The following is a 26,252-nucleotide window of genomic DNA, read 5'->3' on the forward strand; positions in this document are numbered from 1 at the left end:
TCGCTTGCTAGTCGGCGCGGCCGTCGAGCAGGGTCGGTCTCACGTAGAGAGCTCGCCCCTCTGTGGGGCGGCCGAGTGAGGCGCGGCCGCCCCCTACGTGCACACTGGCAGGGTGAAACTGGAACGCAAACATGCCCTGGTGCTCGTCGCGATCGCGGTCTGGAACGTCGTCACGTACGTGACCTTCATCAAGAACCTGGCTGCCACCGACGACCGCCCGACCGGGTACTACGTCGCGCACACGGTGCTGATCGTGGTCAACCTCGGGATCGCCGGGCTGCTCGGCACGTGGGGTGTGAAGGCGTACAAGGCTTCGAAGGCGTCGCCCGCGAAGGTCGACGCGCTGTAGTACGCCGTACGGCCGTCAGGGTTTGACGAACCGGCTGGGCGTCACGCCGAGCATGCGGCGGAAGTGCCTGGTCAGGTGGGACTGGTCGTAGAAGCCGGCCAGTGTCGCGACCTCCGCGGCCGGGCGGCCCTCCAGCAGGTAGCGGCGGGCCAGGTCGACGCGGCGGCCGGTCAGGTACCGGTGGGGTGGCATGCCGAACTCCCGGCTGAACGCGCGCACCAGGTGCGCCGGGTGCGCGTGCACCAGCGTCGATGCCTGGTCCAGCGTGATCCCGCCGGGCAGGTGCGCGTCCAGCACCTCCCGTAGCCGGGTGGCGACTCCTGCCTCCCGGCGGTCCGGCGGGGTGATGACCTGGCGGCGCAGGTGCTGCCGCAGGCGTTCCTCGATCAGCGTCAGTCGGCTCTCGGCCTCCAGCGGCTCCTGCCCAACAGCCAGTACGCCGTGCAACTGCTCGATGCGCTGCCGGAGCAGGGGGTCCAGCAACTCGGGCCGGTCGACCGCTGCGCCGGTCAGGTCGGTGCCGAGCCGGTCGGGCTCGAGGTAGAGCACCCGCTTACGGAAGCCCTCCGGGCGGACCGAGCGGCCGTCGTGCGGCACGTTGGGCGGCAGGATCGACACCTGCGCGCGGCTCAGGCCGTGCTCGCGATGGTCCAGGTCGTACCGGACGATGCCCTCGTCGACGAGCAGGATGGTCCAGGCGTCGTGGGTGTGGCTCGGGTAGGCGTGCGACGGGAAGTAGGCGTGCAGGACCTCGACGACACCGTTCAGTTCCGGTCGCCAGGCCCGTACCTGCGCACTCGCGCTCACCCTCCAGAACACTACGCTTGCCCGCTGAGGCGGTACGAGTGGGCGCCGGCCCGTACTGCATGGGGTCAGAAGGGCCGCCGGGGCGTGCATCGACGGTGAAGAGGGTTGGGGTAACGGGTGAGGGTCTACATCAGCGCGGACATGGAAGGCATCACCGGTCTGGTCGACGCGGAGGACGTCCAGCCACCGGGCCGCGACTACGAGCGCGGCCGCGGGCTGATGACCGAGGACGTCAACGCCGCGGTCCGCGGTGCGTACGCCGCCGGCGCGTCGTACGTGCTGGTCAACGATGCCCACGGGCCGATGCGCAACCTGCTGCCCGAGCTGCTCGACTCCCGCGCCCTGCTGATCAAGGGCCGCCCGAAGCCGATGGGCATGATCGAGGGTCTGACCCCCGACTTCGACGCGGTCGTCTGCGTCGGCTTCCACTCGCGGGCCGGCGTCTTGGGCGTGCTGAGCCACAGCTTCATGGGCCACGAGATCGAGGACATCTGGCTCGACGACCAGCTCACCGGCGAGATCGGCCTGCTGCACGCGGCCGCGGCGGCGTACGGCGTCCCTGTCGCAGCCCTGACCGGCGACGACACCGCCTGTGCCGAGGCCACCGCCTGGGACCCGAAGATCCACGCCTACCCGGTCAAGCAGGCCAAGGACCGCTTCGCCGCCCAACTGGTCCCGGTCGCCGAGTCCCGCGCAGGCATCGAGCAAACCGTCCGGACAGCCCTCACAACTCTCCCTACCGGGCCCGCCCCCGCCCCCGCCGCCGCGGAGGGTAATTTCCCGGTCCCCTCCACAACCGCCCACCGACTGACCGTCCGCTGGCAGTCAGCCTCCGTCGCCTCCCACCTGCTCGCGATCCCCGGCCTCGAGAAGACCGACGACCGCACCATCACCACCGAAGGCGACATGCTCCACCTCTACCGCCTCTTCAACCTCTACCTCCGCGTCGCCACCGCGGTCACGAGCAACCCGCCGTACTGCTGACACCCCGTACCGGCCACTCGCTAAGAACGTACAAGCCGCAGGGCCGTTCGGCACGGCAAGTTGGAGCCTGTGGATGAAGAACAGATCAGATTCGGCACCAAGATCGCGGTGCTCCTGCGCGACGACCTGGCGACCTGGCAGCGGCTGAACGTCACCGCGTTCCTGGTTTCCGGCCTGGCCGCGACCCAGCCCGAGCTGATGGGACTGCCGTACGAGGACGCCGACGGTACGCCGTACCTCCCGATGTTCCGGCAGCCCGTGCTCGTCTTCGAAGGTTCCAAGGAACAGATGGCCCTCTCGCACGGCCGAGCCCTCGGCCGGGAGATCGCCCACTCGGTCTTCACCGCCGACCTCTTCACCACCGGCAACGACCGCGACAACCGCGCGGCCGTGAAGGCGGTCCGGCAGGGCGAACTCGACCTGGTCGGTATCGCCCTGCACGGCCCGAAGAACGCGGTGGACAAGGTCCTCAAGGGCGCGCGCATGCACCCCTGAGTCACCTTGGGGAGAAGGTCGTCCAGTGGGCGCCCCGGTCGGTGCTGGTGGCAACCGACTGGCCGGGGTCCCAGTTCAACGGACCGGTGGCTGTCAGTCCGTAGAGGAACTTGCCGTCGCCCTGCAGAGTGCTCAGGGTCGCGACCGCGGACGGTTGGCTGAAGCTGCCACTCGGGTCGATCCGGTAGCCGGACGGCTTGTTCTCGTCTCTCTCGCGAGCGATCAGCAGCGCTGTGCCGTCGTTGAAGGCCACCGGGCCGCCGTCCCGGAAGTCCGGCGGGTCCTGCACCGTTCGCCAGGTCCGGCCGGCGTCGGTGGACAGGCGCACGGCCTCGATCTTCTCCAGCGTCGCGCCGTCACCCCACGAGGTCGCGACCACCGTCTGCCCGTTCTCGCTGACGGACAGCGCGGTGCCCGGGTTCTGGGAGTCCAGGAGCGCGTGCTCCCAGGTCCGGCCGCCGTCGTCGGTCCAGGCGACCTCGCTGCGCGACCCGCTGGGGAACTCACCGGTGATCACCCACCAGCGCCCGGTCGAGTCCTGCACCGGCGAGCGGGGATTGGTCTGCCCGTCGATCTCGAGCCGGCGCAGGGTCGAGTTCTTGAGGTTGAGGACAAGCAGCTGCCCGCCGGGACGGAGTTCGCCGGTGAGGATCTCGCCGGCCGTGAAGGTCCTGGTCGGTACGGCGTACCGCAGGACGGTGCGCAGCTCTTCCTGGCCGGTGAGCCGGAGCAGGATCGTCTGCGACCAGCTCGGGTCCTCGGCGGTGAACGTCTGGCCGGTCGGCCCGGCGACGGCCACGGCTTCGTCACCGATGCGCAGGGTGGTCACCTTCGACGGGCGGATCGGCGTCGTCGCGGACTGCCCGTCGCGTGTGACCTTGGCGGCGTACCGGCAGGGGCCGCCGGTGCAGTCCGCCCAGGAGGACGACCAGCGCTGGGGCGTCACCACGGTGGCGGACTCGAGCTTGGCGTTCCTGCCCTGGATCAACGTCTCGGGCTCCGGCGATGCAGTGCCCGGTGTGGTCGGCGCCGGTGCGACCGGCTGTGTCTTGTTCGCGCCACTGAACGGCAGCACCACCGAGAGGATGACGGCCGCCACGACGGCCGCCACCCCAGCTCCGGTCAGGGCCTGCCGACGGCGTCGACGCCGTACGCCGCGGCGTACGAGCTGCTCGAACGGCACCGGCCGAACGGCCTCCTGCACCGACCAGGACAGTTCCTTCAGCTCAGACATGACCGACCTCCTCGATGTCGTCGGCGAACTCCTGGACCAGTGGTGCGAGCCGTGCCCGCCCCCGCGTCAGCCGGGCTTTGACCGTGCCTTCCGGCACCCCGAGCTGGAGCGCGACCTCCCGGACCGGCAGGTCGACGATGTGGTGCAGCGTGATCGCCTCCCGCTGCTCCAGCGGCAGTTGCCGCAGCGCGTCGACCAGGTGGACGTGATCAGGTGACAGACCCGGTACGTCGGTCGCCGGCGTCGAGGCAGCCTCCTTGGCGAGCAGCCCGCGGTACCGGCTCAACCGGCGGAAGCGGCTGCGCACCACGTTCAGCGCGACCACCCGCAACCAGGCCTCCGGGTTGTCGACAGCGGCGAACCGGCGTGGCTTCTCCACTGCCCGGACGAACGCCTCCTGGACGGCGTCCTCGGCCTCGCCGAGGTTCCCGCAGATCGCGTACAGCTGCGCGACCAGCCGGCGGTAGCAGCCGTCGTACAGGTCCCGCAGGCTCTCGTCCTGAGTCATTCACACCCACCCCTGTTCGCTGTTCACGGTGGGACGACTCCTGGGGGTGGCAGGTTGGTTGCAGGTACTGCCGGTTGTTGCAGGAGCACAGCACCGCGCCCCGGAGACCGACGGGTCTCCGGGGCGCCGCATTGATCAGGTCAGCAGACGAACTGGAAGCTCTCCGCGTCGTTGTCGAAGCCGACCTGCTCCAGGTTGGAGTAGGACTTGTTCGGCGCCAGGTCGACCGAACGGCCGCCGAAGTTGTCGTCGGCGTACAGACGGATCGTGCAGGTGGTCTCGTTGCGGACCGACGAGATCTCGTTGTCGCCGTCCCACCCGTCGATGTCGCAGCCGTCCGGGCAGTTGGCCGGCGTCGCGTCGACGTACTGGCTGCCGGTGAAGTCCGGGTCCTCCCACATCCGGACGTTGCCGGCCGCCGGCGCGTTCTCCGCGGCGTTCGCCGGGCTGATGGCGCCGAACCCCGCGACGGCGAGTCCACACACCAGAGTGGCTGCTACACGCTTGCGGTACATGTCGCTCCTTCATGTCAGCGGATCTAACGGAACGCCTTCCAGCCAAGGACTTCCCGGTGTCAGTCCACTGTCAGCTGACTGTCGGCACACGCCCGTGCTCGTCCCGAGATCCGGACGCCGACCGATCGTTGCCTGGTCGACATGTTCACCCGCGCCCGGAGGGGTACGCGCGCGTGAAAGAGCCCAGTCGATGTCACTTCCTGCAATCGAGTGGTCACCTGGTGTGCTCAGCAGGCAGACTAGGGGCCGACGGCAACAAACTCGGAGCAGGGGAGAGTCGCAGTGACGGGATCAGTACGGCGTGGTGTGGCGGTGCTCGCGGCGGCGGCCGCGGTGGCGGTGACCGGGCAGACGGTGGCGACCGCCGCGACGCAGAGCGCGCAGTACGCCAACGACAGGTTCGCGGTCTGTCTGTCCAACTGCTACCAGCGGGCCTACGGCGGCGTCGCCTGGACCAGCCGGAACGCGACGATCAGCGGCACCGTGTACGACTTCGACTCGGCGGCCTACGCGACGGTCTCCTTCGAGACCTTCCGCGGCAGCAAGAAGATCGGCACCCAGACCCGGACCTCGGAACACCTCAGCAAGTCCTACCGGTTCGTGATGGCCGGCAGCCCGGACCGGGTCCGGGTCCAGATCTGCTACACCGGCATCGGTGACGCGAAGGACTGCAGCGAGCAGCAGAACGTCATCCGCAACTGAGAGGTCCCGAACGTACGACGGCCGGCCGGCCGGCAAGGGCCGGCCGGCCGTCGTCGGAAGAGAAGGGCTAGAACTGGCTGCCGAGGGCGAACGCGGTGACGGCCAGCGTCAGGGCGACGGCGGCGACCAGGACCTCGGCGAGCCAGCGGCGGTCGAGGCGGAGCCAGTGGCGGCGCGGGCGGTCCACGAGGGCGTAGAGGGCGGCGTGCGGGGCGGCCGGCTGGTCGGTGGCAGTGGACGGTCGAGCGTCGAGCGTCGTGAGCACGGGAAGTACCTTCCCCATCATCAAAAGGTGCAGCGGGCGACAGTTCTGTACCCAACGGGACATGGTTACCAGCTGCCGTCCCCGGCAAACCTCACAAATGCGCAACGGCCGGTTCCCGCCGTACGACGGGAGCCGGCCGCTGGAAAGGACAGCTCAGACGCGGCGGAAGATCAGCGCGCGCTTGACCTCCTGGATCGCCTTGGTGACCTCGATGCCGCGGGGACAGGCGTCGGTGCAGTTGAAGGTGGTCCGGCAGCGCCAGACGCCTTCCTTGTCGTTCAGGATCTCCAGCCGCTGCTCGGTGCCCTCGTCGCGGCTGTCGAAGATGAACCGGTGCGCGCCGACGATCGCCTGCGGGCCGAAGTACTGGCCGTCGGACCAGAACACCGGGCAGGACGTCGTACAGGCCGCGCAGAGGATGCACTTGGTGGTGTCGTCGAAGCGCTCCCGGTCGGACTGGGACTGGATCCGCTCCCGGCTCGGCTCGTGCCCGTCGGTGACCAGGAACGGCATCACGGCGCGGTAGGCGTCGAAGAACGGCTCCATGTCGACGACCAGGTCCTTGAGCACCGGCAGGCCCTTGATGGGCTCGACAATGATCTCCTTGTCCGGGTTCAGGTCCTTGATCAGGGTCTTGCAGGCCAGCCGGTTGCGGCCGTTGATCCGCATCGCGTCCGAGCCGCAGACCCCGTGCGCGCAGGAACGGCGGAAGGTCAGCGTGCCGTCCTGCTCCCACTTGATCTTGTGCAGCGCGTCGAGCACGCGGTCGCCCGGCTGGAGGGTGACGGAGTAGGTGATCCACTCGGAGTCCTCGGTGACCTCCGGGTTGTAGCGGAGGATCTTGACCTTGACGTCCATCAGTACTTGCGCTCCATCGGCTTGTAGCGAGTCTGGACGACCGGCTTGTAGTCCAGCCTGATGTTGATGTTGCCTTCGGCATCGACTTCGCGGTAGGCCATCGTGTGCCGCATGAAGTTCACGTCGTCGCGCTTGTCGTAGTCCTCGCGGAAGTGCCCGCCGCGGGACTCCTTGCGCTCCAGCGCGGAGAACACCAGCACCTCGGCCAGGTCCAGCAGGAAGCCCAGCTCGACGGCCTCGAGCAGATCGGTGTTGAACCGCTTGCCCTTGTCCTGTACGGCGACGTTGGCGAACCGGGTCTTCAGGCCCTCGATGTCGAGCAGCGCCTGTTTCAGCGAGCCCTCGGTCCGGTACACCTGCGCGTTGATGTCCATCGTGGCTTGCAGGTCGGTCCGGATCGCGGCCACCCGCTCCCCGCCGGTGGCGTTGCGCAGCCCCTCGACCAGGTCGACGACGAAGTCCTCGGGCTGCTCCGGCAGCTCCTCGAACTCGGCGGTCTCGGCGTACTCCGCGGCCGCGATACCGGCCCGGCGGCCGAACACGTTGATGTCGAGCAGCGAGTTCGTGCCGAGGCGGTTCGCGCCGTGCACGGACACGCAGGCGACCTCGCCGGCGGCGTACAGGCCGGGGATGACGTCGTCGTTGTTGGCCAGCGCCTCGCCGCGGATGTTGGTCGGGATGCCGCCCATCGCGTAGTGCGCGGTCGGGAAGACCGGGATCTGCTCGGTGTACGGCTCGACGCCGAGGTAGGTCCGGGCGAACTCGGTGATGTCGGGCAGCTTCGCGTCGATGTGCGCGGGCTCGAGGTGGGTCAGGTCGAGCATCACGTACGCGCCGTCCGGGCCGCAGCCGCGCCCCTCGCGGACCTCGTTGGCCATCGCGCGAGCGACCATGTCGCGGGGCGCCAGGTCCTTCACGGTCGGCGCGTAGCGTTCCATGAAGCGCTCGTTGTCCTTGTTGCGCAGGATTCCGCCCTCACCGCGAGCGGCCTCCGACAGCAGCACGCCGAGGCCGGCCAGGCCGGTCGGGTGGAACTGGAAGAACTCCATGTCCTCCAGCGGCAGGCCCTTGCGCCACACGATGCCCATGCCGTCGCCGGTCAGGGTGTGCGCGTTGGACGTCGTACGGAAGACCTTGCCGAAGCCGCCGGAAGCGAAGATGACCGACTTGGCCGAGAAGATGTGCAGCTCACCGGTGGCCAGCTCGTAGGCCACGACACCGGTCGAGCGGCCGCCGACCATCAGCAGGTCGAGCACGTAGAACTCGTTGAAGAACTCCACGTTCTGCTTGATGCACTGCTGGTACAGCGTCTGCAGGATCATGTGGCCGGTGCGGTCCGCGGCGAAGCAGGAGCGCCGTACGACGGCCTCGCCGTGGTTGCGGGTGTGGCCGCCGAAGAAGCGCTGGTCGATCTTGCCCTCGGCCGTCCGGTTGAACGGCAGGCCCATCTTCTCCAGGTCGAGCACCGCGTCGACGGCCTCGCGGCACATCACCTCGGCCGCATCCTGGTCGACCAGGAAGTCACCGCCCTTGACCGTGTCGAAGGTGTGCCACTCCCAGTTGTCCTCCTCGACGTTGGCCAGCGCGGCGCACATGCCGCCCTGGGCCGCGCCGGTGTGCGACCGGGTCGGGTAGAGCTTGGTGAGCACCGCGGTCCGGGTCCGTTTGCTGGACTCCAGGGCGGCGCGCATGCCCGCTCCGCCCGCACCGACGATCACTACGTCGTACTGGTGCCGCTGCATATCGAAGGTTTCCTTACTTGCAGACCGACAGCGTGCTGTTCGGGTCTAGGCAGGGGTCGAAGGTGAAGATCACCAGGGTGCCGAGCACGACGATCACGATCGAGGCGGTGATCAGCAGGGCCTTCAGCCAGAACCTGGTCTGGTCCTTCTCGGCGTAGTCGTTGATGATCGTGCGCATCCCGTTGGTGCCGTGCAGCATCGCCAGCCACAGCATCAGCAGGTCCCAGACCTGCCACAGCGGGTTGGCCCACTTGCCGGCCACGAAACCGAAGTCGAGCGCGGTGATGCCGCCGCCGAGCATCAGGTTGACGAACAGGTGGCCGAGCACCAGTACGACGAGCGCCAGGCCGGACAGCCGCATGAACAGCCAGCCGTACAGCTCGAAGTTGGTCTGTCCGGACCGGTTGCGGCCGCCGCCCTTGAGCGAGCGAGATCTACTCGAAGAACGTGGCTGAGCGATTTCCGGCGTGGTCATCGGGCCTCCCGGTCTGGACTGAGGAGCGTAGGGAGCGAAGCGACTGAAGCGACGAGGGAAGACCGGGAGACCAAGCCCGATGACCCTCCGAGCCGGAGGCGAGGAAATGACACAGCTCAGCCTCCGAAGACGTGCATCAGGTGACGGATCACGAAGGGCACGAACAGCACGACCCAGACGACGCCGACGCCGATCATCAGCTGGCGCTGGTAGCGCGGGCCCTTGGCCCAGAAGTCCACCAGGATCAGCCGGATGCCGTTGAAGGCGTGGAACAGGATCGCCGCGACCAGACCGACCTCCATCACGCCGACGACCGGGTTCTTGTAGGTGCCGATCACCTCGTTGTACGCCTCCGGGGAGACCCGGACCAGCGCGGTGTCGAGCACGTGCACCAGCAGGAAGAAGAAGATCCCGACGCCGGTGATCCGGTGCGCCACCCACGACCACATGCCCTCGCGGCCGCGGTACAGGGTGCCGGCTGGTTTGCTGGGCAAACCGATCCTCCGATCGGACGACAGACCGAGAGCCGTCGGACGCGACTCCAGGGGGCGGGGGACTCAGCAGCTGGCCGCGATCGGCTCGGTCCGGAAGGGAACCAGACCGTTTCTGATGCTATCGCTGTGCCGAACCCTTTCCTGACGGTCCTCATGTGACATCGATCTCCCAGGTGTCGCGGGCAGTGATCGGGCTCACTGGACCGCGTGATTCTCACCGGATCGGCCCGGCCGAAGCGCCCTTTCCGGGCCTACTGTCGGCAGGACGGTGTTGGCTGGGAAGCCACGGAGAGGGGACGAACGGTGAACTTCTGGATCTGTGCGACCTGCGCGGTCGAGCACAGCGAGCAGGTCGAGGTCTGCGCGATCTGCGCCGACGAGCGGCAGTGGGTGCCGGCCGACGGCCAGCACTGGACCACGCTGGAGGAGCTGGCCGCGGCCGGCTACACGGTGAAGCTCGAGGAGGTCGAGCCCGGCCTGCACGGGATCACCTCCGAGCCGGGCGCGGGGATCGGCCAGCAGTCGATGCTCGTGCAGACCGGTGAGGGCAACCTGCTCTGGGACCCGATCGGGTACGTGGACGACGCGGCCGTCGAGGCGGTGCGGGCGCTCGGCGAGGTGAAGGCGATCGTGGCGAGTCACCCGCACATGTACGGCGTACAGGTGGAGTGGAGCAAGCGCCTCGGCGGCGTACCGGTTTACGTGTCCGAAGTCGATGCCGAGTGGGTCGCACGGCAGGACCCGGCGATCCGGACCTGGTCGGGGCAGCTCGACCTGCTCCCGGGTGTGACGCTGATCCAGCCCGGTGGGCACTTCCCGGGGAGCGCCGTCGTGCACTGGGCGGAAGGGGCCGAGGGCAAGGGTGTGATCCTTGCCGGGGACACCTTGTTCGCGAACCCGGACCGGACCTCGGTGAGCTTCATGCGCTCGTACCCGAACCGGGTCCCGCTCTCGGGTGCCGTGGTCGACCGGGTCGCGAAGGCGCTGGACGTCTTCCCGTACGACCGCCTGTACGGCAACTTCGGCGGCGCGATCCCGGTCGACGCCAAGCAGGTCGTCCGCTTCTCCGCGGACCGGCATGCTGCGTGGGTCCGCGGGGACTACGACCACCTGACCTGAGCCGGGCAGGTGCTGAGCCCGCCCGGAGCGGGCTCAGCCGCTAGGCCGCGAGCCTGCCCTGGGTGAGCTGGGTGTGCAGCCTGAGCATGTGCTGCACGCAGGAGTCCCAGCCGTAGAGCTCGGCCCGCTTCCGGGCCGCGGCTCTGCGGCCGGGCACGGTCATCAGTTCCTGTACGGCGTCCGCGAGTGCCTTCGGGTTCGCCGGAGCCCAGCGGCCGCAGGTCGGGTCGACCAGCTCGCGGGCACCGCCGGTGTTCGCGGTGACGACCGGGGTGCCGGCCGCGAGTGCTTCGAGCACGGCCAGGCCGAACGTCTCGCCCGGGCAGACGGACAGGGCGATGTCGGCCTCGGCGAGGTGCCGGGCCAGCGTCGTCCGGCCGTCGACGTACCCGTGGAAGTGGACGGGCGCGCTGCCGGCGATCGCGATCAGCTCGTCGAGGTGCGGGCCTGATCCGTACACGTCCATCCGCAGCGGTACGCCGCGGCGGTGCAGCTCGGCGGCCGTCGCGACCGCGAGGTGCGGGCTCTTCTCCCGCGACAGACGGCCGGCGTGCACGAGCTTGAGCAGGCCGTCGTCGGCCGGCTCGGCGCGGGACGGGTGGAAGGTCTCCAGGTCCACGCCGAGCGGGATCCGGATCAGCGGGGTGGTGACCTCGTCGAACTCGGCGGCGGCATATCTGGACGTGACCACTACAGCGTCGTACGTACGGCTGAGCAGCTTGTAGAGCGCGCCGACTCCGGCCGCAACACCTAGTTGCCGTCCGGTCCTGAGCGACAGCATCGCGTCCAGGCGTTCGTGGCTGAACAGCACCGAGCCGATGTCGTTCTTCTTGGCCCAGCGCGCGACCGGCAGCAGCGTCGACTTGTCGGAGATCTCGACCGTGGTCGGCTCGAAGCGCTCCAGCGTCTCGATCACCCGCCACGGGTCGGTGATGAGGCGGTAGCCGCCGCCGACCTTCGGCGCCTTCATCCGGACGATCGTGCCGTGCTCGGTCCGGGTCACGCTGTCGCGTTCGCCCGGGGTGATCAGGATCCGTTCGGCGCCGGCCTCGACGTAGCCCTGGCCGAGGTGCTCGATCGCGGTCCGCATGCCGCCGGACGTGGGGCCGACGAAGTTCGCCAGCTGGGCGATGCGCAGGCCTGAGGTGCGCGGTCGTTCGCCGTACGGCGTGAGGTGGGTCATGCGACCCACCGGACCTTCGCCGTACGACGGCCGGCCGCGTCGTCATGGGTCGCCTCGTGGCGGGCGGCGAGGACTTCCGCGTAGTGCCGGTCGACCAGGTCGTCGACCACCGCCGGCCAGGTCCGGGTCTGCACGCGACGCAGCCCGTGCGCGGCCATCGACGCCCGCGCGTCGGGGTTGTCGAGCAGGAACGCCACCGCGTCCCTGAGCGAACCGGCCTTGCCCGGCTCGAACAGCAGCCCGTTCTCGCCCGGCTGAATGAGGTCCAGCGGCCCACCGGCGGCCGGGCCGACCACGGCGACCCCGGAGGCCTGCGCCTCCTGGATGGTCTGGCAGAACGTCTCGTGCTCACCGGTGTGCACGAACACGTCCAGCCCGGCGAAGATCGACGCCAGCTCGGCGCCGCGACGCATCCCCAGAAATGTTGCCTCAGGCAAGTTGTGCTCCAGTGAGGTGCGGTCCGGGCCGTCGCCGACGACCACCACGTGGCAACCGAGCCCGGTGAGCTCGGCGAGCCGGCGCACCTTCTTCTCGGCGGCCAGCCGGCCGACGTACCCGACGATCGGCCGGCCGTCGGGCGAGATCTCCCGGCGCCACTGGTCCGACCGGTGGGAGGGATCGAAGAGGTCGAGGTTCACGCCACGACCCCAGTGCTGCACCCGCGGTACGCCGGCCTCGACCAGCTGCTGCATCGCCGCGGACGAAGGCGCGAGCGTTCGGTCGACGCGCGAGTGCGTCCGCCGCAGCCAGGCCCAGACAGCCCGGTCGGTCTTGGCGAACCACGGGTACTGCCGCGCGAACCCGGCGATGTCGGTCTGGAAGATCGCCACCGTCGGCAGCCCGAGCTTGCGCGCGGCCCGCAGCCCGTACGCCCCCAAGATGAACGGCGACGCGAGATGCACGAGATCCGGCCGGAACTCGGCCATCGCCCGCTCGATCCCCGGATCCGGCAGCCCGACCGGAAACTCCTTGTACCCAGGGATCCCGAAGCTCCGGGCACGCAGCACCCGCACCCCGTGGTAACTGTCCGGCCCGGGGCCGGCGGCAATGATCAGCAGCTCGTGGTCCCGCGCGAGCAACCGGTCGGCGACATGACGAACCGTGTTCGCCACGCCATTGATCTGCGGCAGGAAGGACTCAGCGACCATCACGATGCGCACGCCTCGAAGGTTCCCCACCCCCGGTGAACCCTCGGCGACAGCTTCATGACCGGCTGCCGATAGGTGGTCGACACTGTCCGGGCCACCGCGTGACTTCCCGGTAACACCCAGACGATCGCCGGTAGCGCCCACCCCAACACCGGGCGCCACGACCGCCCGCGAAGGTACTGACACTTGTCGGCCACGCCCTCTAGGCTCGACCACCTCTACGATTCCAAGGAATTCGAGTGACCAGTGCGCCCCTGCCCTCGAGCGTTGCCGGAACCACGACCCAGGAGGTCGACTACTTCCGGGCAGATCACGTGCTGCTCGCCAACTGGTTCGCAGACTCGGACGAGGCATGGTCAGTCCTCGATCCGGAGTGGACCTCGCTTCAGGACGCCGCTGCCTCGCTGACTCCGGCGGCACCCATCAGTCGCTACGCCTTCGTGGAACTAGGCGGCTGGACCTTGATGCTGAACAACGGGCCGAACGGTACCGATGTCGGCATCCTGCCGAGTTACGCCGCACGCGAGTCCGGCTGCCGGGCGGTACGTGCCGTGTACGTCGCCGACGACGATCCGGGGTACGCCGCACGCATCTTCGAGGTCTACGGTCCGGACACCGACTCACCGCTGGCCCTGCGGCGCTCCGTCGGCGCCGCGAACGACGGTGGACGCTGGGTGTTCGAAACGAGCGGCCCACCGTTCGCGTTCGAGGATCTCGCCGCGTACCGGCGCCGCCGCAGGTCCGACCGGCTGTCCGGCGTGATGGTTCATCACTACCTGCGGCAGCTCGGCGTACCGGTCGACACCGAACCCGCCTGGAACAGCGCAGTACTGGTTGAACGACGAGATTCCTGAGGGGCTTGGGGTGACAGAGAAGAGTGCTGACGTCCGCCCGCTTCCGGGGTGCGTAGGTTCTGTCCCTTGTCGTGGACTTGGAACTGACGGCGGCACTGGCGTGGGGAGACTGCGGTGACGCCGGCACAGGAGCGGCTGGTGTTCTCCCTGGTGAGGGTCCCTGGGGGAGGGGACCCACTGTCACCCGGGGAGTTTTTGAGACGCTTTGGGGCCGATGACCGACGCGGGCTTGGGCTGGCGCTGTTGCGCGACGCCATGGAGCGTCAAGACGCTGTCGAGGTCGAGTCCGCATTGATTGTGTGCGCGTGTTCGGGTTCGGACCGGAGCATGTCGAGTTACTCGTTGGGCTGGTCGGCGCGGACTGGCACGTGAAGCATGAGGATGTTGTCGCGGTGCTGGGGCGATTCCAGGATCCTGCTGCGGTGGATCCGCTATACCACGCGACCTGGTGGGTGCCTGCGTACTTGGAGTTCGACGAGAATCGCGCGCTGGCCCGGAAGGCGGTACGTGCGCTCGGTGCCGTGCCGGGGCAAGAGGCCCTTGCGGCGCTCCAGCGGGTGCTGGATTCCGAGGACGCCGTGGTGCGCGAGTTCGCGGTCAGGGAGCTGGCTCGCCAGGGTGGACAGAGATGAGACCCCGCTCACCGTGCGTGCTGGATGTCACGGGGTGGGGCGTACCAGTGGGAGCACTGGGCGGCTTACCGTGGGGGGATGAGCCATCAGACCGAGTCCGGATCGGACTTTCAGCCCGTGTACGGGCCGCTGGACGGGTTTGATCCGGCGGAGAAGCTGGGGGAGCCGGGGCAGTACCCGTTCACCCGGGGTGTGTACCCGACGATGTACACGCAGCGGCCGTGGACGATGCGGCAGTACGCCGGGTTCGGGACGGCCAAGGAGTCGAATCAGCGGTATCACCAGCTGATCGACGCGGGGACTATGGGGTTGTCGGTCGCCTTCGATCTGCCTACGCAGATGGGGTACGACTCTGACGCGGAGTTGGCGCACGGCGAGGTGGGCAAGGTCGGGGTCGCGATCGACTCGATCGACGACATGCGGATCCTGTTCGACAAGATCCCGCTGGACCAGGTGTCGACCTCGATGACGATCAACGCGCCGGGGTCCGTGCTGCTGCTGCTCTACCAACTCGTCGCCGAGGAGCAGGGGGTCAGCGGGGACAAGCTGACCGGGACGATCCAGAACGACGTGCTCAAGGAGTACATCGCTCGCGGCACCTACATCTACCCGCCGAAGGAGTCGCTGCGGCTGATCAGCGACATCTTCGGCTACTGCCAGGCCGAGCTGCCGCGGTGGAACACGATCTCGATCTCCGGCTACCACATGGCCGAGGCGGGGGCGACGCCCGCGCAGGAGATCGCGTTCACGCTGGCCGACGGGATCGAGTATGTCCGCGCCGCGGTCGCCACGGGGCTCGACGTCGACACGTTCGCGCCACGGTTGTCGTTCTTCTTCGTCGCCCGGACGACGCTGCTGGAGGAGGTCGCGAAGTTCCGCGCCGCCCGGCGGATCTGGGCGCAGGTGATGCGGGACGAGTTCGGCGCCAAGAACCCGAAGTCGCTGATGCTCCGCTTCCACACCCAGACGGCCGGCGTGCAGCTCACCGCGCAGCAGCCCGAGGTCAACCTGGTCCGGGTCGCCGTGCAGGGCCTGGCCGCCGTACTGGGTGGCACGCAGTCACTGCACACCAACTCGTACGACGAGGCGATCGCCCTGCCGACCGAGAAGGCGGCCCGGCTCGCGCTGCGCACCCAGCAGGTGCTCGCGTACGAGACCGACGTGACCGCGACCGTCGACCCGTTCGCCGGCTCGTACGTCGTCGAGGCGCTGACCGACGAGGTCGAGGCCGCGGCGCGGGAGCTGATGGATCAGGTCGAGGAGTACGGCGGCGCGGTGGCCGCGATCGAGAAGGGTTTCCAGAAGCAGGAGATCGAGCGGTCGGCGTACAAGATCGCGCTGGAGATCGACAGCGGCGAGCGGGTCGTTGTCGGGCTCAACAAGTTCAAGGCCGCCGAGGAAGAGCCGTACGAGCCGCTGCGGGTCGACCCGGCGATCGAGGCCCAGCAGGTCGCCCGGCTGGAGAAGCTGCGCGCCGAACGCGACCAGGCCGCCGTCGACAAGGCGCTGACCGATCTGCAGAACGCTGCCCGAGGCAACGACAACTGCCTCTACCCGATGAAGGAAGCCCTGCAGGCCCGCGCGACGGTCGGCGAGGTGTGCAACGCGCTGCGCGAGGTCTGGGGCGTCTACGTCCCCACCGATGCGTTCTAGTCGAGCAGCGCCGAGGACACCAGGACCTTCGTCCCGAGGGTGATGGCGTCCTCGGACGGGTCGAAGCCCGGCGTGTGCAGGTCGGCCGCGCTGTCCTGACCAACAGGCCGTACGCCGAGCCGTGCCATCGCGCCCGGAACGTGCTCGAGGTACCAGGCGAAGTCCTCGCCGCCGAGGCTCTGATCGGTCTGCGCGAGCGCGTCCTCCCCCAGCGTCTGCGAGACCGCGGTGCGGAACACCTCGATCGCGGCCGCGTCGTTCATCACCGGCGGGACGCCGTGGGTGACCTCGGTGTCCACCTGTACGCCGTACGGCGCGACCAGCTGCTCGGCGAGCCCCGGGATCAGCTCGGCGGCCAGCCGCCAGGCACTCACGTCGAGGCAGCGCAGCGTGCCTTCCGCCTCGCCGCGGGCCGGGATCGCGTTCGCGGCCGAGCCGGAGGTGATCCGGCCCCAGACCAGCGACATCCCCGCACGCGGGTCGACCCGGCGGGACAGCGCGGCGGGAAGCTCGGTGACCAGCGCCGCCAAGGCGTAGACGAGGTCGCCGGTCAGGTGCGGGCGGGACGTGTGCCCGCCCGGACCGGTCAGCCGGACGAGGATCCGGTCGGCCGCAGCGGTCAACGCGCCGACCCGCAGGCCCACCTGACCGACCTGCAGCCGCGGATCGCAGTGCAGCCCGAAGATTCGCCGTACGCCGTCCAGACCGCCGGCGGCGATCACACCCAGCGCGCCGCCGGGCATCACCTCCTCGGCGGGCTGGAAGATCAGCCGCACCCGCCGGTCGAGCAGCCCGTCGCGGGCCATCCCGGCCAGCACGAGCGCCGCACCGACGAGAGCCGACGTGTGGATGTCGTGCCCGCAGGCGTGCGCGACGCCGTTGATCGTGGAGCGCCACGGGTTGTCGACCGCGTCCGGCACCGGCAGCGCGTCGATGTCCGCCCGCAGCGCCACGCAGGAGTCGCCCGCCCCGATGTCGCAGATCAGCCCGGTCCCCGTCGGCAGCACCTGCGGCGACAACCCCGCGTCGACAAGTCGTTGCCTGATCACCTCGGTCGTGCGCACCTCGTGCCACCCGAGCTCCGGGTGCGCGTGCAGGTCACGCCGTACGGCGATCGACTGCTCCCGCACCTCCTCGACGCGAGCCGCGACGTCGGACAGCAACAGGTGGCGCGAGTTTCCCATCGGCCGATCATCTCATCCGGCCGATGGGACACCTGGATCACCCAGCGGACGCGGCCTTGCTTCGGGCGACCACAAAACTCCACGTCGCCCCGGCCGGGACGGTCAGCCGAAGGCTCACTGCCGGGCTCTCGGTGAGCACCGTCACTCGCGACGGGACGCCGTCGCACGGAGCCACCCACTGCCCGTTCGGGAGACCGGTCACCTTCAGCTCGACCGGCCCGCGGCAGCGCGCGTAGAGCTGGTACTCCGGCCCGTACCGTCCGCTGATCACCGTCGTCACAGGGGTGGTGCCGCCGCGGGTGACCACCGCCTGGTCGGTCGGTGGAAGGCTGAGCGTCACGTCGTCACCGGGTGGCGGGCCGGCTTCGACCGGCACCGAAGGTGGCGGCGTGGACTCGGCGGTGGGTGGCGTCCCGCCCAGTTCGCGCTGGTTGCCGCAGGCGGCAACCAGCGCCAGCACGGCAACCACGGCGCCGGTGCGGACCGCATGCTCGCCGAAGCCGATCCGGCGCCTCATCGTCATGGCTGCTCCGGCCTCAGACCGGGTAGATGCGCCACTGCGCCCGGCTGGGGGCGCTCGCTGTCCACGACTGCCGCGTCGTGCCCGCGCCGCCGCCGTACCAGGAGTAGGTGCTGGTGCCCTTGACGTTCTCCCTGTACACGCCGCGGTCGCAGTACACGGTGGTCTTGGCCTTGACCGGGAAAGTGAAGGTACCGGTGTAGCCGGTCGCCATCGACGTGGAGATGTCGGCGCTCAGCGACACCTCCATGCTCGCGAAGATCGCGGCCTTGACCTCGGCCTTCACGCCGACGCTCACCCCGAACGAGACGGTCTTGCTGGTCGTCGCCGCACAGTTTCCGGTCGCCTGCTGGCTCAGACCGTTCTGGAAGGAGTCGCGGTAGCCGACCACGAACGACACCGGCACGCGCTGCGTGATCGTGCTGCAGGCCTTCCAGTGGGTCCCTGACTTGCAGCTGGTGGCGGCGCTCGCGGCCGGCGCCTGGACCACCGTGAGACCGGTGACGGCGACCATCAGGCCCGCCGCGGCGGCACCGAGTCGTTTGCTGCGTACGTTCATCGTGGTTTCCCCTCGAACCGGCGACCGCCGATCGCGGTCGCACCCAGTAGGCATCAGCCCACACCGGGTTATGGGCCTGAGGCAATGATTCTGCACGTTGCTGCAGGCAAGCACTACGCAGAGTGATCAACTGTCATGAGATCGTCACTGGGAGATGATCACGGACGGTGACCGGCCGCGACGGACCGGAGGAATTGCGGCGGTGTGACGCGGCGGCCGGTCACTTTCCGGTATCGAGGCTCTCGTGACGTTCAAAGAAAGCGGGGGTGGCCCCTATAGTCTGCGGATGCGGCACGCTGGGGAAGGCGTGCCGGGGACAGGTTTTGGTCGACGAAGGAGACGTCCGGTGAAGAAGTACGTGCGGGGACTGGCGATCGTGGGCGCGGTGACGCTCGCCGTCGCCGCGTGTGGCAGCAAGCCGGCGGAGGACACCGCCGGCGGGGGGAACGACGCCAACAAGGACTTCAAGGCGTGCATGGTCTCCGACTCGGGCGGTTTCGACGACAAGTCGTTCAACCAGACGTCGTACAAGGGCCTGGAGGACGCGGTCAAGTCGCTCGGCGTCACCGAGGCCAAGGCGGAGTCGAAGTCGGACAACGACTACCCGACCAACATGCAGGCGATGGTGACGCAGAAGTGCAACATCATCGTCGGGGTCGGCTTCAAGCTGAACGACTCCACCTTCGAGGCCGCCAAGGCGAACACCGCGATCAAGTTCGCGCTGGTCGACCCGGGTGACCTGGCGACGCTGCCGAAGGCCGACAACGTCAAGCCGCTGGCCTTCAACACCGCGCAGTCCAGCTTCCTGGCCGGCTACCTGGCCGCCGGGATGAGCCAGACCGGCAAGGTCGGCACCTTCGGCGGGATCAAGATCCCGACCGTGACGATCTTCATGGACGGCTACGCCGAGGGCGTGCGCTACTACAACCAGGCCAAGGGCAAGAACGTCCAGGTGCTCGGCTGGGACGACGCCAAGCAGGCCGGCCTGTTCGCCGGTGACTTCGAGGACAAGGCCAAGGGCCAGAACACCGCGCAGAACCTGATCACCCAGGGCGCCGACATCATCTTCCCGGTCGCCGGTCCGGCAGGTCTGGGCGGTCTGCAGGCGGCCAAGGCCAGCAACGGCAAGGTCAACGCGATCTGGGTCGACACCGACGGCTGCGAGAGCGCCGCGGAGTACTGCAGCGTGCTGCTGAGCAGCGTGTTCAAGGGCATGGACGTCTCGGTCCAGGACGCGATCAAGGCGGCCGTCGACGACAAGTTCGACACCACGCCGTACGTCGGGACGCTGGAGAACAACGGGACCGGCCTGTCGCCGTACCACGAGTTCGACGGCAAGATCCCGGCCGAGCTGAAGACCGAGATCGACCAGCTGAAGAAGGACATCGTCAGCGGCAAGGTCCCGGTCGCCTCGAAGGCACAGCCGAAGGCCTCCTGACCTACCGCAAGACCGCGTAGTACGGTGCGAGCCAGGACGACGGCCCCAGACCGGGGCCGCCTTCCTGGCTCGCCGTCTGAAGAGAGGCTGCCCGCATGCATCTCGAGCTGTCCGGCCTGACCAAGAGCTTCGGCTCGCTGGTCGCCAACGACCACATCGACCTGGTCATCGAACCGGGTGAGATCCATTGCCTGCTCGGTGAGAACGGGGCCGGCAAGTCGACCCTGATGAACATGCTCTACGGGCTGCTGCAGCCCGACTCCGGCGAGATCGTGATCGACGGCGAGAAGGTCGCGATCACCTCGCCGAGCGACGCGATCGGTCACGGGATCGGCATGGTGCACCAGCACTTCATGCTGGTCCCGGTCTTCACCGTCGCGGAGAACATCATGCTCGGCCGGGAGAACACCCACCCCGGCGGCGTGCTGGACCGCAAGAAGGCGCACGCCCTGGTCAGCGAGCTGTCCGACCGGTACGGGTTCGAGGTCGATCCCGAGGCACTGGTCGAGGACATCCCGGTCGGCGTGCAGCAGCGGGTCGAGATCATCAAGGCGCTCACCAACGACGCCCGGGTGCTGATCCTGGACGAGCCGACCGCGGTCCTGACCCCGGCCGAGATCGACGAGCTGATCACGGTGATGCGGCAGCTGAAGGAGAACGGCACCTCGATCGTCTTCATCACCCACAAGCTCAAGGAGGTCAAGGCGATCGCGGACAAGATCACCGTGATCCGCCGCGGCAAGGTGGTCGGGCAGGCCGAGCCGTCGGCGTCCGAGGAAGAGCTGGCCGAGCTGATGGTCGGTCGCGCGGTCGATCTGGTGGTGGACAAGGAACCGGCCCAGCCGGGGGCGCCGGTGCTCACGATCGAGGGCCTGACAGTGATCGACGAGCGGGGGTTCACCGCCGTCGACGGGGTCGACCTGGAGGTCCGGGCCGGCGAGATCCTCGCGGTGGCCGGTGTCCAGGGCAACGGTCAGACCGAGCTCGCCGAGGCGCTGCTCGGGCTCACCCCGATCGCGGCCGGCAAGATCTCGCTGGACGGCGCCGACCTGACCGGCCGGAGCACGCGGCAACGGCTCGACGCCGGGATCGGGTACGTGCCCGAGGACCGCGGCCACGACGGTTTCGTCGGCAGCTTCACGGTCGCCGAGAACCTGGTGCTCGACCTGTTCCGCAACGAGCCGTTCGGCCGCGGGCTGTCGCTGCGCACCGACGAGATCGAGAAGAACGCCCACGCCCGGATCGCGGAGTTCGACATCCGTACGCAGGGTGCGGACCTGCCGGTCTCGTCGCTGTCCGGCGGCAACCAGCAGAAGGTCGTGCTGGCCCGGGAGCTGTCCCGGCCGCTGAAGCTGCTGGTCGCCTCCCAGCCGACCCGCGGAGTCGACGTCGGCTCGATCGAGTTCCTGCACACCCGGATCGTCGAGGAGCGGGACAACGGCACCGCCGTCCTGATCGTGTCCACCGAGCTGGACGAGATCGCCGCGCTGTCCGACCGGGTCGCGGTGATGTACCGCGGCAAGGTGGTCGGCGTCGTACCGTCCGACACCCCTCGCGACGAGCTCGGCCTGATGATGGCCGGGGCGTCCAAGCGCGAGGCCGAGGTCGAGGCGACCGAGAACCCGACCACGTTGGGAACCATCTAGATGAGCAACGACACGGCCACCGAGCCGGAGCAGACGCCGGCGCCCGCGAGCCCGGTGAAGGAGCCGGCCGCGAGCGGGCTGCCGTCCTGGGCGGTGCAGGGGCTGGTCTCGCTGAGCGCGATCGTGCTGGCGCTGGTCGTCGGCGCGATCCTGATCATCGTCGGTGACGACCAGGTGAAGACCGCGGTCGGGTACTTCGGCGCCGCGCCGCTGGACACCCTGTCGGCCGCCGTGAGCGCGGTCGGCGAGGCGTACAAGGCGCTGGCCGTCGGCGCCCTCGGCGGGCTGAACCCGATCGCGGAGTCGCTGACCCAGGCGACGCCGCTGATCTGCGGCGGCCTCGCGGTCTCGCTGGCGTTCCGGACCGGGCTGTTCAACATCGGTGCCCAGGGCCAGCTGATCATCGGCGCGATCCTGGCCGCGTACGTCGGGTTCGCGTGGCACCTGCCGCCGGTCCTGCACCTGGTGCTGGCGATCGTCGCCGGTCTGGTCGGTGGCGCGATCTGGGGCGGTGTGGTCGGCCTGCTGAAGGCCCGGACCGGCGCGCACGAGGTGATCGTCACGATCATGCTCAACTACGTCGCGATCTACCTGCTCCAGTGGTTGCTGACGACAACGACGTTCAAGCGGCCCGGCCGCGAGGACCCGATCAGCCCGATCGTCGACGCCAACGCGCAGTACCCGCAGTTCGGCGACACCCGGCTGCACGTCGGGTTCCTGCTCTCGCTGCTGGCCGCGGTCTTCGTCTGGTGGTTGCTGAACCGCTCGACGATCGGCTTCGAGCTGCGCGCGGTCGGCGCCAACGCCGACGCATCCCGTACGGCGGGCATGTCGGTCGGCCGGGCCTACCTGGTCGCGATGGTCGTGGCCGGCGCGCTCGCCGGTCTGGCCGGCACGCAGCAGGTGCTCGGCACCGACCTGCCGCTGACCGACGGTGTCGCCGCGTCGATCGGGTTCGACGCGATCACGGTCGCACTGCTCGGCCGCGGTACGCCGGTGGGCACGGTCCTGGCCGGGCTGCTCTTCGGTGCGCTGAACGCCGGCGGTCTGCAGATGCAGTTGCAGACGCAGACCCCGCTCACCCTGACCACCGTCCTGCAGGCCGTGATCGTGCTGTTCGTCGCGGCCCCGGCGCTGGTGCGCTCGGTCTTCCGCTTCCTGCCCAAGGAACGCGGGATCGGCGCCGTCCTCGCGAAAGGCTGGAACGGATGACCTCCACTGTTCAGGACGCGGTCCGCGAGCCCGCACCGGCGGCGATCGAGGCTCCGGCGGACCGGACGCGCCGGCTGCGCGTCGGTGGGCTGATGCTGGTGTTCGCGCTGATCGGGCTCGGGCTGGCGATCTTCACCAACGGCGGCAAGGCGACCTTCCAGCTCGTCTCGGGCGACCTGCAGAACAACCTGCTCGGCGTACCGGCTCAGCCGGTGGCCATCTTCCTCGGGCTGCTCGGACTGGTTGCCGCGGGCGCCTACGTGGTGCGCCGGGTGCCACAGAAGTACTCGGGCTGGCTGGCCGTCGTACTGGGGATCTGCTTCATCGGTGCGTTCCTGTGCTGGGCGGCGGCGGGCAAGACCTTCCCGCTGGCGAACCAGTTCCAGGGCACGCTGAACTTCGCGACCCCGCTGGTCCTGGGCGCGCTCGCCGGGGTGCTGTGCGAGCGGGCCGGCGTGATCAACATCGCGATCGAGGGACAGTTCCTGGTCGGCGCGTTCACGGCAGCCGTCGTGTCCAGTACGACGGGCAGCGCGGTCGCGGCGCTGATCGCTGCCGCTGTCAGTGGCGTGCTGATGGCGTGGCTGCTGGCGATCTTCTCGATCAAGTACCTGGTGAACCAGGTCGTGCTCGGCGTCGTGCTCGTGGTCTTCGCCTCGGGCATCACCGGGTACCTCTTCGACCAGTTCCTGCAGGAGGACGCGGAGAGTCTGAACACGCCGAGCGTCCTTTCGGCGGTGAAGATCCCCGGGCTGGGTGACATCCCGTTCATCGGGCCGATCCTGTTCAACCAGACGATCCTGGTCTACCTGACCTACATCGCGGTCGCCGTCGTCACGTTCGTGCTCTTCCAGACCCGCTGGGGCCTGCGGGTCCGCGCGGTCGGCGAGCACCCGAAGGCCGCCGACACGGTCGGCATCAGGGTCAAGCGGGTCCGCTACTCGGCCGTGCTGTGGGCGGGCGTGCTGGCCGGTCTCGGTGGTGCGTTCTTCACCGTCGGGTACGCCGGGTCGTTCTCCAAGGAGATGACCGCGGGCAACGGCTTCATCGCGCTCGCCGCGCTGATCATGGGCCGCTGGCACCCGATCGGCGCGATGGTCGCCGCCCTGTTCTTCGGCTTCGCGACGCAGCTGCAGTCGCAGCTCCAGATCATCCAGACGCCGATCCCCGGCGAGTTGTTGCTGATGGCCCCGTACCTGGCCACCGTCATCGCCGTGGCGGGGTTGGTCGGCAGAGTCAGAGCACCGAAGGCGGATGGTGAGCCCTACGTCACGGAATGAGGACGTCGACTGGCCTGCCCTCAGGCAGGCCGCGGTCGACGCCATGCGCCGCGCCTACGCGCCGTACTCCGGGTACGCCGTAGGAGCGGCCGCCCTGGTGGACGACGGCCGGGTGGTTGCCGGGTGCAACGTGGAGAACGCGTCGTACGGACTGACGCTGTGTGCCGAGTGCGGACTGGTGTCGGCACTGCACGCGACCGGTGGGGGACGGCTGGTCGCGTTCACCTGCGTGGACCACGACGAAGAGCTGCTGACGCCGTGCGGGCGCTGCCGGCAGTTGCTGCACGAGCACGGCGGGCCGAACCTGCTGCTCGAATCGAAGACCGGCAGCCGACCGCTCCGCGAGTTGCTGCCGGAGGCCTTCGGGCCCGAGAACCTGGAGGACTAGTGAGCTTCGACGCGGTGGACGTCATCCGGACCAAGCGTGATCGAGGTGAGCTGAGCGACGGGCAGATCGACTGGGTGATCGACGCCTACACCCGCGGCGCGGTCGCCGACGAGCAGATGTCGTCGCTGGCGATGGCGATCCTGCTGAACGGGATGACCCGGCGCGAGATCGCCCGCTGGACCGCGGCGATGATCGCGTCCGGCGAGCGGATGGACTTCGCGAAGCTGTCCCGGCCGACCGCGGACAAGCACTCGACCGGTGGGGTCGGGGACAAGATCACGTTGCCGCTGGCACCGTTGGTCGCGGCCTGCGGTGTCGCCGTACCGCAGCTGTCCGGGCGCGGGCTCGGGCACACCGGTGGGACGCTGGACAAGCTGGAGTCGATCCCGGGTTGGCGGGCCGCGCTGTCGAACGCGGAGATGATGAGCCAGCTCGAGGACGTCGGCGCGGTGATCTGCGCGGCCGGTGACGGGCTCGCGCCCGCGGACAAGAAGCTGTACGCGCTGCGCGACGTGACCGGCACGGTCGAGGCGATCCCGCTGATCGCCAGCTCGATCATGAGCAAAAAGATCGCCGAGGGGACCGGCGCGCTGGTGCTGGACGTGAAGGTCGGCACGGGGGCGTTCATGAAGGACCTCGCCGACGCGCGCGAGCTGGCCGAGACGATGGTTGCCCTGGGCACGGATGCCGGCGTCCGGACCGTTGCTCTGCTGACCGACATGTCGACACCGCTCGGCCTGACCGCGGGGAACGCGCTCGAGGTGCGGGAGTCGCTGGAGGTGCTCGCGGGTGGTGGTCCCGCGGACGTCGTCGAGCTGACCGTCGCGCTGGCGGCGGAGATGCTCGCGGCCGCCGGTGTGACCGACGTGGATCCGGCGGAGAAGCTGCGGGACGGTTCGGCGATGGATGTGTGGCGCCGGATGATCGCCGCGCAGGACGGTGACCCGGACGCGGAGCTGCCGGTCGCGCCGGAGCAGCATGTGGTCAAGGCGGAGTCCACCGGCGTACTGAGTCGTCTGGACGCGTTGGCTGTTGGTGTCGCGGCCTGGCGTCTCGGGGCGGGTCGTGCACGCAAGGAGGACCCGGTCTCACCGGTCGCCGGCATCGAGCTGCATGCCAAGCCTGGGGACGAGGTGACGGCCGGTCAGCCGCTGCTCACGCTCCACGCCGACGACACGAGCCGCTTCGAACGGGCCTTGGAGTCGCTGACCGATGCGGTAGAAATCGGTACGCCGTACGAGGCTCAGCAGCTGATCATCGACCGCATCACCGCCTGAGCTCAGCTGGAGGACTTGCTGGTCAGGCGTTTGTACTGCTGCTGGGCCAAGGCTGTTGCCAGCCTGGTGTCCGGCTGGAGGTTGCCGGCGATCGGGCCGGTCTGGCGGATGGTGATCTGGGCGAGCAGGTTGCCCGTGACGAAGGAGGCCTGGGCGATCGCCTCGGCCTCGTCGGGCACGCCGGTGGGAGTGACCCGGCGGCCGGTGCGGATGTCGGGAACACCCGGTACGGCGTACTTGGCGGTGTAGGTCTCCTGGCTCCAGAAGCCGGCCCGCAGGTCCTGGGCCTTGCGTTTCGAGCCGGTCCGGAACAGGCGGATCGTGTACTGCTTTTCGCGATCGGGGCTGACGCGCACCGCCTGGTAGCCCTCCTTGAAGCTCGCGTTGAGCAGCAGGGCGCGGTCCTCGGCCGGTACGCCGGAGATCGTGCCGAGGAAGGACTGCAGCGTGAACTGCCCGCTCAGCTCACGCGCGTCCGCGCCGTAGCCCGTCGGTACGACGATCAGCCCGGCCAGCGCGCTCTTCGGCGCCGCCGGCGTCGGTGGCGCGCTCGGAACGGCAGGTGCGGCGGCGTGGTTCGCCGTACCGGAGGTGACGGCTCCCGCGTCGCCTCCCGTGCAGCCCGGCAACGCCAGCAGGACGCCAACGACCAGCACGGTCACGCCCGGCGCAGTCCGCCTCACAACTCCTCCGCAGGTCAGGGATCTCACTGCGGATCGCATCAGAGCAAG

29 protein-coding genes are annotated in these 26,252 nt (G+C 69.1%); 14 read left to right on the forward strand and 15 right to left on the reverse strand.

All coding sequences use genetic code 11. The features are described from left to right. The first annotated feature begins 112 nt into the window (after window positions 1-112). Window positions 113-349 (forward strand): SCO4848 family membrane protein, encoded by a 237-nt coding sequence (locus ACLQ2O_RS31215; protein WP_425838535.1) that lies wholly within the window; start codon window positions 113-115, stop codon window positions 347-349. Between the two features lie 15 nt (window positions 350-364). On the opposite strand, the gene ACLQ2O_RS31220 is transcribed toward ACLQ2O_RS31215, so the two are convergent. Beyond that, entirely contained in the window at window positions 365-1,156 is a 792-nt protein-coding gene (locus ACLQ2O_RS31220) for an AraC family transcriptional regulator (RefSeq protein WP_425838538.1), read from the reverse strand. 117 nt (window positions 1,157-1,273) lie between these two features. Between ACLQ2O_RS31220 and ACLQ2O_RS31225 the strand changes: the two genes are divergently transcribed. Both ACLQ2O_RS31225 and ACLQ2O_RS31230 read left to right on the forward strand, forming a co-directional pair. Next, a complete protein-coding gene (locus ACLQ2O_RS31225) occupies window positions 1,274-2,140 on the forward strand; it encodes a M55 family metallopeptidase (protein WP_425838541.1) in 867 nt (288 codons plus the stop codon). 69 nt (window positions 2,141-2,209) lie between these two features. Then, entirely contained in the window at window positions 2,210-2,635 is a 426-nt protein-coding gene (locus ACLQ2O_RS31230) for a DUF2000 family protein (protein ID WP_425838543.1), read from the forward strand. A gap of 1 nt (window position 2,636) precedes the next feature. Here ACLQ2O_RS31230 and ACLQ2O_RS31235 read toward each other — a convergent pair whose 3' ends face one another. The 3 genes from ACLQ2O_RS31235 to ACLQ2O_RS31245 all read right to left on the reverse strand — a co-directional run bounded on the left by ACLQ2O_RS31235 (window position 2,637) and on the right by ACLQ2O_RS31245 (window position 4,892). After that, entirely contained in the window at window positions 2,637-3,869 is a 1,233-nt protein-coding gene (locus tag ACLQ2O_RS31235) for a WD40/YVTN/BNR-like repeat-containing protein (RefSeq protein WP_425838546.1), read from the reverse strand. Further along, window positions 3,862-4,377, reverse strand: a complete 516-nt coding sequence (locus tag ACLQ2O_RS31240; RefSeq protein ID WP_425838549.1) for an RNA polymerase sigma factor — start codon at window positions 4,375-4,377, stop codon at window positions 3,862-3,864. The genes ACLQ2O_RS31235 and ACLQ2O_RS31240 overlap by 8 nt, the downstream gene beginning before the upstream one ends. A 140-nt stretch (window positions 4,378-4,517) precedes the next feature. Beyond that, a complete protein-coding gene (locus ACLQ2O_RS31245; RefSeq protein ID WP_425838552.1) occupies window positions 4,518-4,892 on the reverse strand; it encodes a peptidase inhibitor family I36 protein in 375 nt (124 codons plus the stop codon). A 282-nt stretch (window positions 4,893-5,174) separates the two neighbouring features. Between ACLQ2O_RS31245 and ACLQ2O_RS31250 the strand changes: the two genes are divergently transcribed. Continuing rightward, on the forward strand, window positions 5,175-5,594 hold the full coding sequence (locus ACLQ2O_RS31250; protein ID WP_425838555.1) for a hypothetical protein: 420 nt from the start codon (window positions 5,175-5,177) through the stop codon (window positions 5,592-5,594). A gap of 67 nt (window positions 5,595-5,661) precedes the next feature. Here ACLQ2O_RS31250 and ACLQ2O_RS31255 read toward each other — a convergent pair whose 3' ends face one another. The 5 genes from ACLQ2O_RS31255 to sdhC form a co-directional block, all read right to left on the reverse strand. Further along, on the reverse strand, window positions 5,662-5,877 hold the full coding sequence (locus ACLQ2O_RS31255) for a hypothetical protein (RefSeq protein WP_425838558.1): 216 nt from the start codon (window positions 5,875-5,877) through the stop codon (window positions 5,662-5,664). Between the two features lie 135 nt (window positions 5,878-6,012). Next, window positions 6,013-6,717 (reverse strand): succinate dehydrogenase iron-sulfur subunit, encoded by a 705-nt coding sequence (locus ACLQ2O_RS31260; protein ID WP_425838561.1) that lies wholly within the window; start codon window positions 6,715-6,717, stop codon window positions 6,013-6,015. Continuing rightward, a complete protein-coding gene (sdhA, locus tag ACLQ2O_RS31265) occupies window positions 6,717-8,459 on the reverse strand; it encodes a succinate dehydrogenase flavoprotein subunit (protein ID WP_425838564.1) in 1,743 nt (580 codons plus the stop codon). The genes ACLQ2O_RS31260 and sdhA overlap by 1 nt, the downstream gene beginning before the upstream one ends. A gap of 13 nt (window positions 8,460-8,472) precedes the next feature. Next, on the reverse strand, window positions 8,473-8,934 hold the full coding sequence (locus ACLQ2O_RS31270; RefSeq protein ID WP_425838566.1) for a succinate dehydrogenase hydrophobic membrane anchor subunit: 462 nt from the start codon (window positions 8,932-8,934) through the stop codon (window positions 8,473-8,475). A 116-nt stretch (window positions 8,935-9,050) separates the two neighbouring features. Next, entirely contained in the window at window positions 9,051-9,428 is a 378-nt protein-coding gene (gene sdhC, locus ACLQ2O_RS31275) for a succinate dehydrogenase, cytochrome b556 subunit (RefSeq protein ID WP_425838569.1), read from the reverse strand. Window positions 9,429-9,731: 303 nt separating this feature from the next. Between sdhC and ACLQ2O_RS31280 the strand changes: the two genes are divergently transcribed. After that, window positions 9,732-10,547: an MBL fold metallo-hydrolase gene (locus ACLQ2O_RS31280; protein ID WP_425838572.1), complete on the forward strand. Its 816-nt coding sequence runs from the start codon at window positions 9,732-9,734 to the stop codon at window positions 10,545-10,547. 40 nt (window positions 10,548-10,587) lie between these two features. Here the strand turns inward: ACLQ2O_RS31280 and ACLQ2O_RS31285 are convergent, their stop codons facing one another. Both ACLQ2O_RS31285 and ACLQ2O_RS31290 read right to left on the reverse strand, forming a co-directional pair. Beyond that, window positions 10,588-11,730: a glycosyltransferase gene (locus ACLQ2O_RS31285; protein ID WP_425838575.1), complete on the reverse strand. Its 1,143-nt coding sequence runs from the start codon at window positions 11,728-11,730 to the stop codon at window positions 10,588-10,590. Then, complete coding sequence (locus tag ACLQ2O_RS31290; protein WP_425838578.1) at window positions 11,727-12,890, reverse strand: glycosyltransferase family 4 protein; 1,164 nt, start codon at window positions 12,888-12,890, stop codon at window positions 11,727-11,729. Before ACLQ2O_RS31290 ends, ACLQ2O_RS31285 begins: the two co-directional genes overlap by 4 nt. A gap of 227 nt (window positions 12,891-13,117) precedes the next feature. On the opposite strand from ACLQ2O_RS31290, the gene ACLQ2O_RS31295 reads away from it, so the two are divergent. From ACLQ2O_RS31295 to ACLQ2O_RS31305, 3 genes are all read left to right on the forward strand, one after another. Further along, the gene (locus ACLQ2O_RS31295; protein WP_425838581.1) at window positions 13,118-13,732 is read left to right on the forward strand and encodes a hypothetical protein; all 615 of its coding nucleotides are present in this window, start codon (window positions 13,118-13,120) and stop codon (window positions 13,730-13,732) included. A gap of 305 nt (window positions 13,733-14,037) precedes the next feature. Next, on the forward strand, window positions 14,038-14,364 hold the full coding sequence (locus ACLQ2O_RS31300; protein ID WP_425838583.1) for a HEAT repeat domain-containing protein: 327 nt from the start codon (window positions 14,038-14,040) through the stop codon (window positions 14,362-14,364). A gap of 78 nt (window positions 14,365-14,442) precedes the next feature. Further along, window positions 14,443-16,017 carry an acyl-CoA mutase large subunit family protein gene (locus ACLQ2O_RS31305; protein WP_425838586.1) on the forward strand — a complete coding sequence of 525 codons (1,575 nt, stop codon included), beginning with the start codon at window positions 14,443-14,445 and terminating at the stop codon, window positions 16,015-16,017. Here ACLQ2O_RS31305 and ACLQ2O_RS31310 read toward each other — a convergent pair. The 3 genes from ACLQ2O_RS31310 to ACLQ2O_RS31320 are packed head-to-tail and all read right to left on the reverse strand — an operon-like array spanning window position 16,014 to window position 18,280. After that, the gene (locus ACLQ2O_RS31310) at window positions 16,014-17,201 is read right to left on the reverse strand and encodes an amidohydrolase (RefSeq protein ID WP_425838589.1); all 1,188 of its coding nucleotides are present in this window, start codon (window positions 17,199-17,201) and stop codon (window positions 16,014-16,016) included. The genes ACLQ2O_RS31305 and ACLQ2O_RS31310 overlap by 4 nt on opposite strands. 37 nt (window positions 17,202-17,238) lie before the next feature. Then, window positions 17,239-17,724, reverse strand: a complete 486-nt coding sequence (locus tag ACLQ2O_RS31315; protein WP_425838592.1) for a hypothetical protein — start codon at window positions 17,722-17,724, stop codon at window positions 17,239-17,241. Between the two features lie 13 nt (window positions 17,725-17,737). Further along, window positions 17,738-18,280: a hypothetical protein gene (locus ACLQ2O_RS31320; protein WP_425838595.1), complete on the reverse strand. Its 543-nt coding sequence runs from the start codon at window positions 18,278-18,280 to the stop codon at window positions 17,738-17,740. Window positions 18,281-18,626: 346 nt separating this feature from the next. On the opposite strand from ACLQ2O_RS31320, the gene ACLQ2O_RS31325 reads away from it, so the two are divergent. The 6 genes from ACLQ2O_RS31325 to ACLQ2O_RS31350 all read left to right on the forward strand — a co-directional run bounded on the left by ACLQ2O_RS31325 (window position 18,627) and on the right by ACLQ2O_RS31350 (window position 25,521). Beyond that, window positions 18,627-19,718, forward strand: coding sequence for a BMP family lipoprotein (locus tag ACLQ2O_RS31325; protein WP_425838598.1), 1,092 nt, complete (start codon window positions 18,627-18,629; stop codon window positions 19,716-19,718). A 95-nt stretch (window positions 19,719-19,813) separates the two neighbouring features. Then, window positions 19,814-21,364, forward strand: coding sequence for an ABC transporter ATP-binding protein (locus tag ACLQ2O_RS31330; protein ID WP_425838601.1), 1,551 nt, complete (start codon window positions 19,814-19,816; stop codon window positions 21,362-21,364). Next, complete coding sequence (locus tag ACLQ2O_RS31335; RefSeq protein ID WP_425838604.1) at window positions 21,365-22,576, forward strand: ABC transporter permease; 1,212 nt, start codon at window positions 21,365-21,367, stop codon at window positions 22,574-22,576. After that, on the forward strand, window positions 22,573-23,856 hold the full coding sequence (locus ACLQ2O_RS31340) for an ABC transporter permease (protein WP_425838607.1): 1,284 nt from the start codon (window positions 22,573-22,575) through the stop codon (window positions 23,854-23,856). Before ACLQ2O_RS31335 ends, ACLQ2O_RS31340 begins: the two co-directional genes overlap by 4 nt. Further along, a complete protein-coding gene (locus tag ACLQ2O_RS31345; RefSeq protein ID WP_425838610.1) occupies window positions 23,831-24,244 on the forward strand; it encodes a cytidine deaminase in 414 nt (137 codons plus the stop codon). Before ACLQ2O_RS31340 ends, ACLQ2O_RS31345 begins: the two co-directional genes overlap by 26 nt. Continuing rightward, entirely contained in the window at window positions 24,244-25,521 is a 1,278-nt protein-coding gene (locus tag ACLQ2O_RS31350; RefSeq protein ID WP_425838613.1) for a thymidine phosphorylase, read from the forward strand. The genes ACLQ2O_RS31345 and ACLQ2O_RS31350 overlap by 1 nt, the downstream gene beginning before the upstream one ends. Before the next feature lie 2 nt (window positions 25,522-25,523). Here the strand turns inward: ACLQ2O_RS31350 and ACLQ2O_RS31355 are convergent, their stop codons facing one another. Continuing rightward, a complete protein-coding gene (locus tag ACLQ2O_RS31355) occupies window positions 25,524-26,204 on the reverse strand; it encodes a hypothetical protein (RefSeq protein ID WP_425838616.1) in 681 nt (226 codons plus the stop codon). Window positions 26,205-26,252: the final 48 nt, after the last annotated feature.

Origin of the sequence: Kribbella sp. DT2 (genome assembly GCF_049844575.1) — a bacterium.
In the GTDB taxonomy this organism is placed as follows: Bacteria; Actinomycetota; Actinomycetes; order Propionibacteriales; family Kribbellaceae; genus Kribbella.

What these genes read in the sequence shown, in the direction of transcription:
- ACLQ2O_RS31235 (WP_425838546.1), bottom strand. Translation starts at nt 3,869, where the DNA reads ATGTCTGAGCTGAAGGAACTGTCCTGGTCGGTGCAGGAGGCCGTTCGG.
- ACLQ2O_RS31240 (WP_425838549.1), bottom strand. Translation starts at nt 4,377, where the DNA reads ATGACTCAGGACGAGAGCCTGCGGGACCTGTACGACGGCTGCTACCGC.
- ACLQ2O_RS31245 (WP_425838552.1), bottom strand. Translation starts at nt 4,892, where the DNA reads ATGTACCGCAAGCGTGTAGCAGCCACTCTGGTGTGTGGACTCGCCGTC.
- ACLQ2O_RS31255 (WP_425838558.1), bottom strand. Translation starts at nt 5,877, where the DNA reads ATGGGGAAGGTACTTCCCGTGCTCACGACGCTCGACGCTCGACCGTCC.
- ACLQ2O_RS31260 (WP_425838561.1), bottom strand. Translation starts at nt 6,717, where the DNA reads ATGGACGTCAAGGTCAAGATCCTCCGCTACAACCCGGAGGTCACCGAG.
- sdhA (WP_425838564.1), bottom strand. Translation starts at nt 8,459, where the DNA reads ATGCAGCGGCACCAGTACGACGTAGTGATCGTCGGTGCGGGCGGAGCG.
- ACLQ2O_RS31270 (WP_425838566.1), bottom strand. Translation starts at nt 8,934, where the DNA reads ATGACCACGCCGGAAATCGCTCAGCCACGTTCTTCGAGTAGATCTCGC.
- ACLQ2O_RS31285 (WP_425838575.1), bottom strand. Translation starts at nt 11,730, where the DNA reads ATGACCCACCTCACGCCGTACGGCGAACGACCGCGCACCTCAGGCCTG.
- ACLQ2O_RS31305 (WP_425838586.1), top strand. Translation starts at nt 14,443, where the DNA reads ATGAGCCATCAGACCGAGTCCGGATCGGACTTTCAGCCCGTGTACGGG.
- ACLQ2O_RS31310 (WP_425838589.1), bottom strand. Translation starts at nt 17,201, where the DNA reads ATGGGAAACTCGCGCCACCTGTTGCTGTCCGACGTCGCGGCTCGCGTC.
- ACLQ2O_RS31315 (WP_425838592.1), bottom strand. Translation starts at nt 17,724, where the DNA reads ATGACGATGAGGCGCCGGATCGGCTTCGGCGAGCATGCGGTCCGCACC.
- ACLQ2O_RS31320 (WP_425838595.1), bottom strand. Translation starts at nt 18,280, where the DNA reads ATGAACGTACGCAGCAAACGACTCGGTGCCGCCGCGGCGGGCCTGATG.
- ACLQ2O_RS31330 (WP_425838601.1), top strand. Translation starts at nt 19,814, where the DNA reads ATGCATCTCGAGCTGTCCGGCCTGACCAAGAGCTTCGGCTCGCTGGTC.
- ACLQ2O_RS31335 (WP_425838604.1), top strand. Translation starts at nt 21,365, where the DNA reads ATGAGCAACGACACGGCCACCGAGCCGGAGCAGACGCCGGCGCCCGCG.
- ACLQ2O_RS31340 (WP_425838607.1), top strand. Translation starts at nt 22,573, where the DNA reads ATGACCTCCACTGTTCAGGACGCGGTCCGCGAGCCCGCACCGGCGGCG.
- ACLQ2O_RS31345 (WP_425838610.1), top strand. Translation starts at nt 23,831, where the DNA reads ATGGTGAGCCCTACGTCACGGAATGAGGACGTCGACTGGCCTGCCCTC.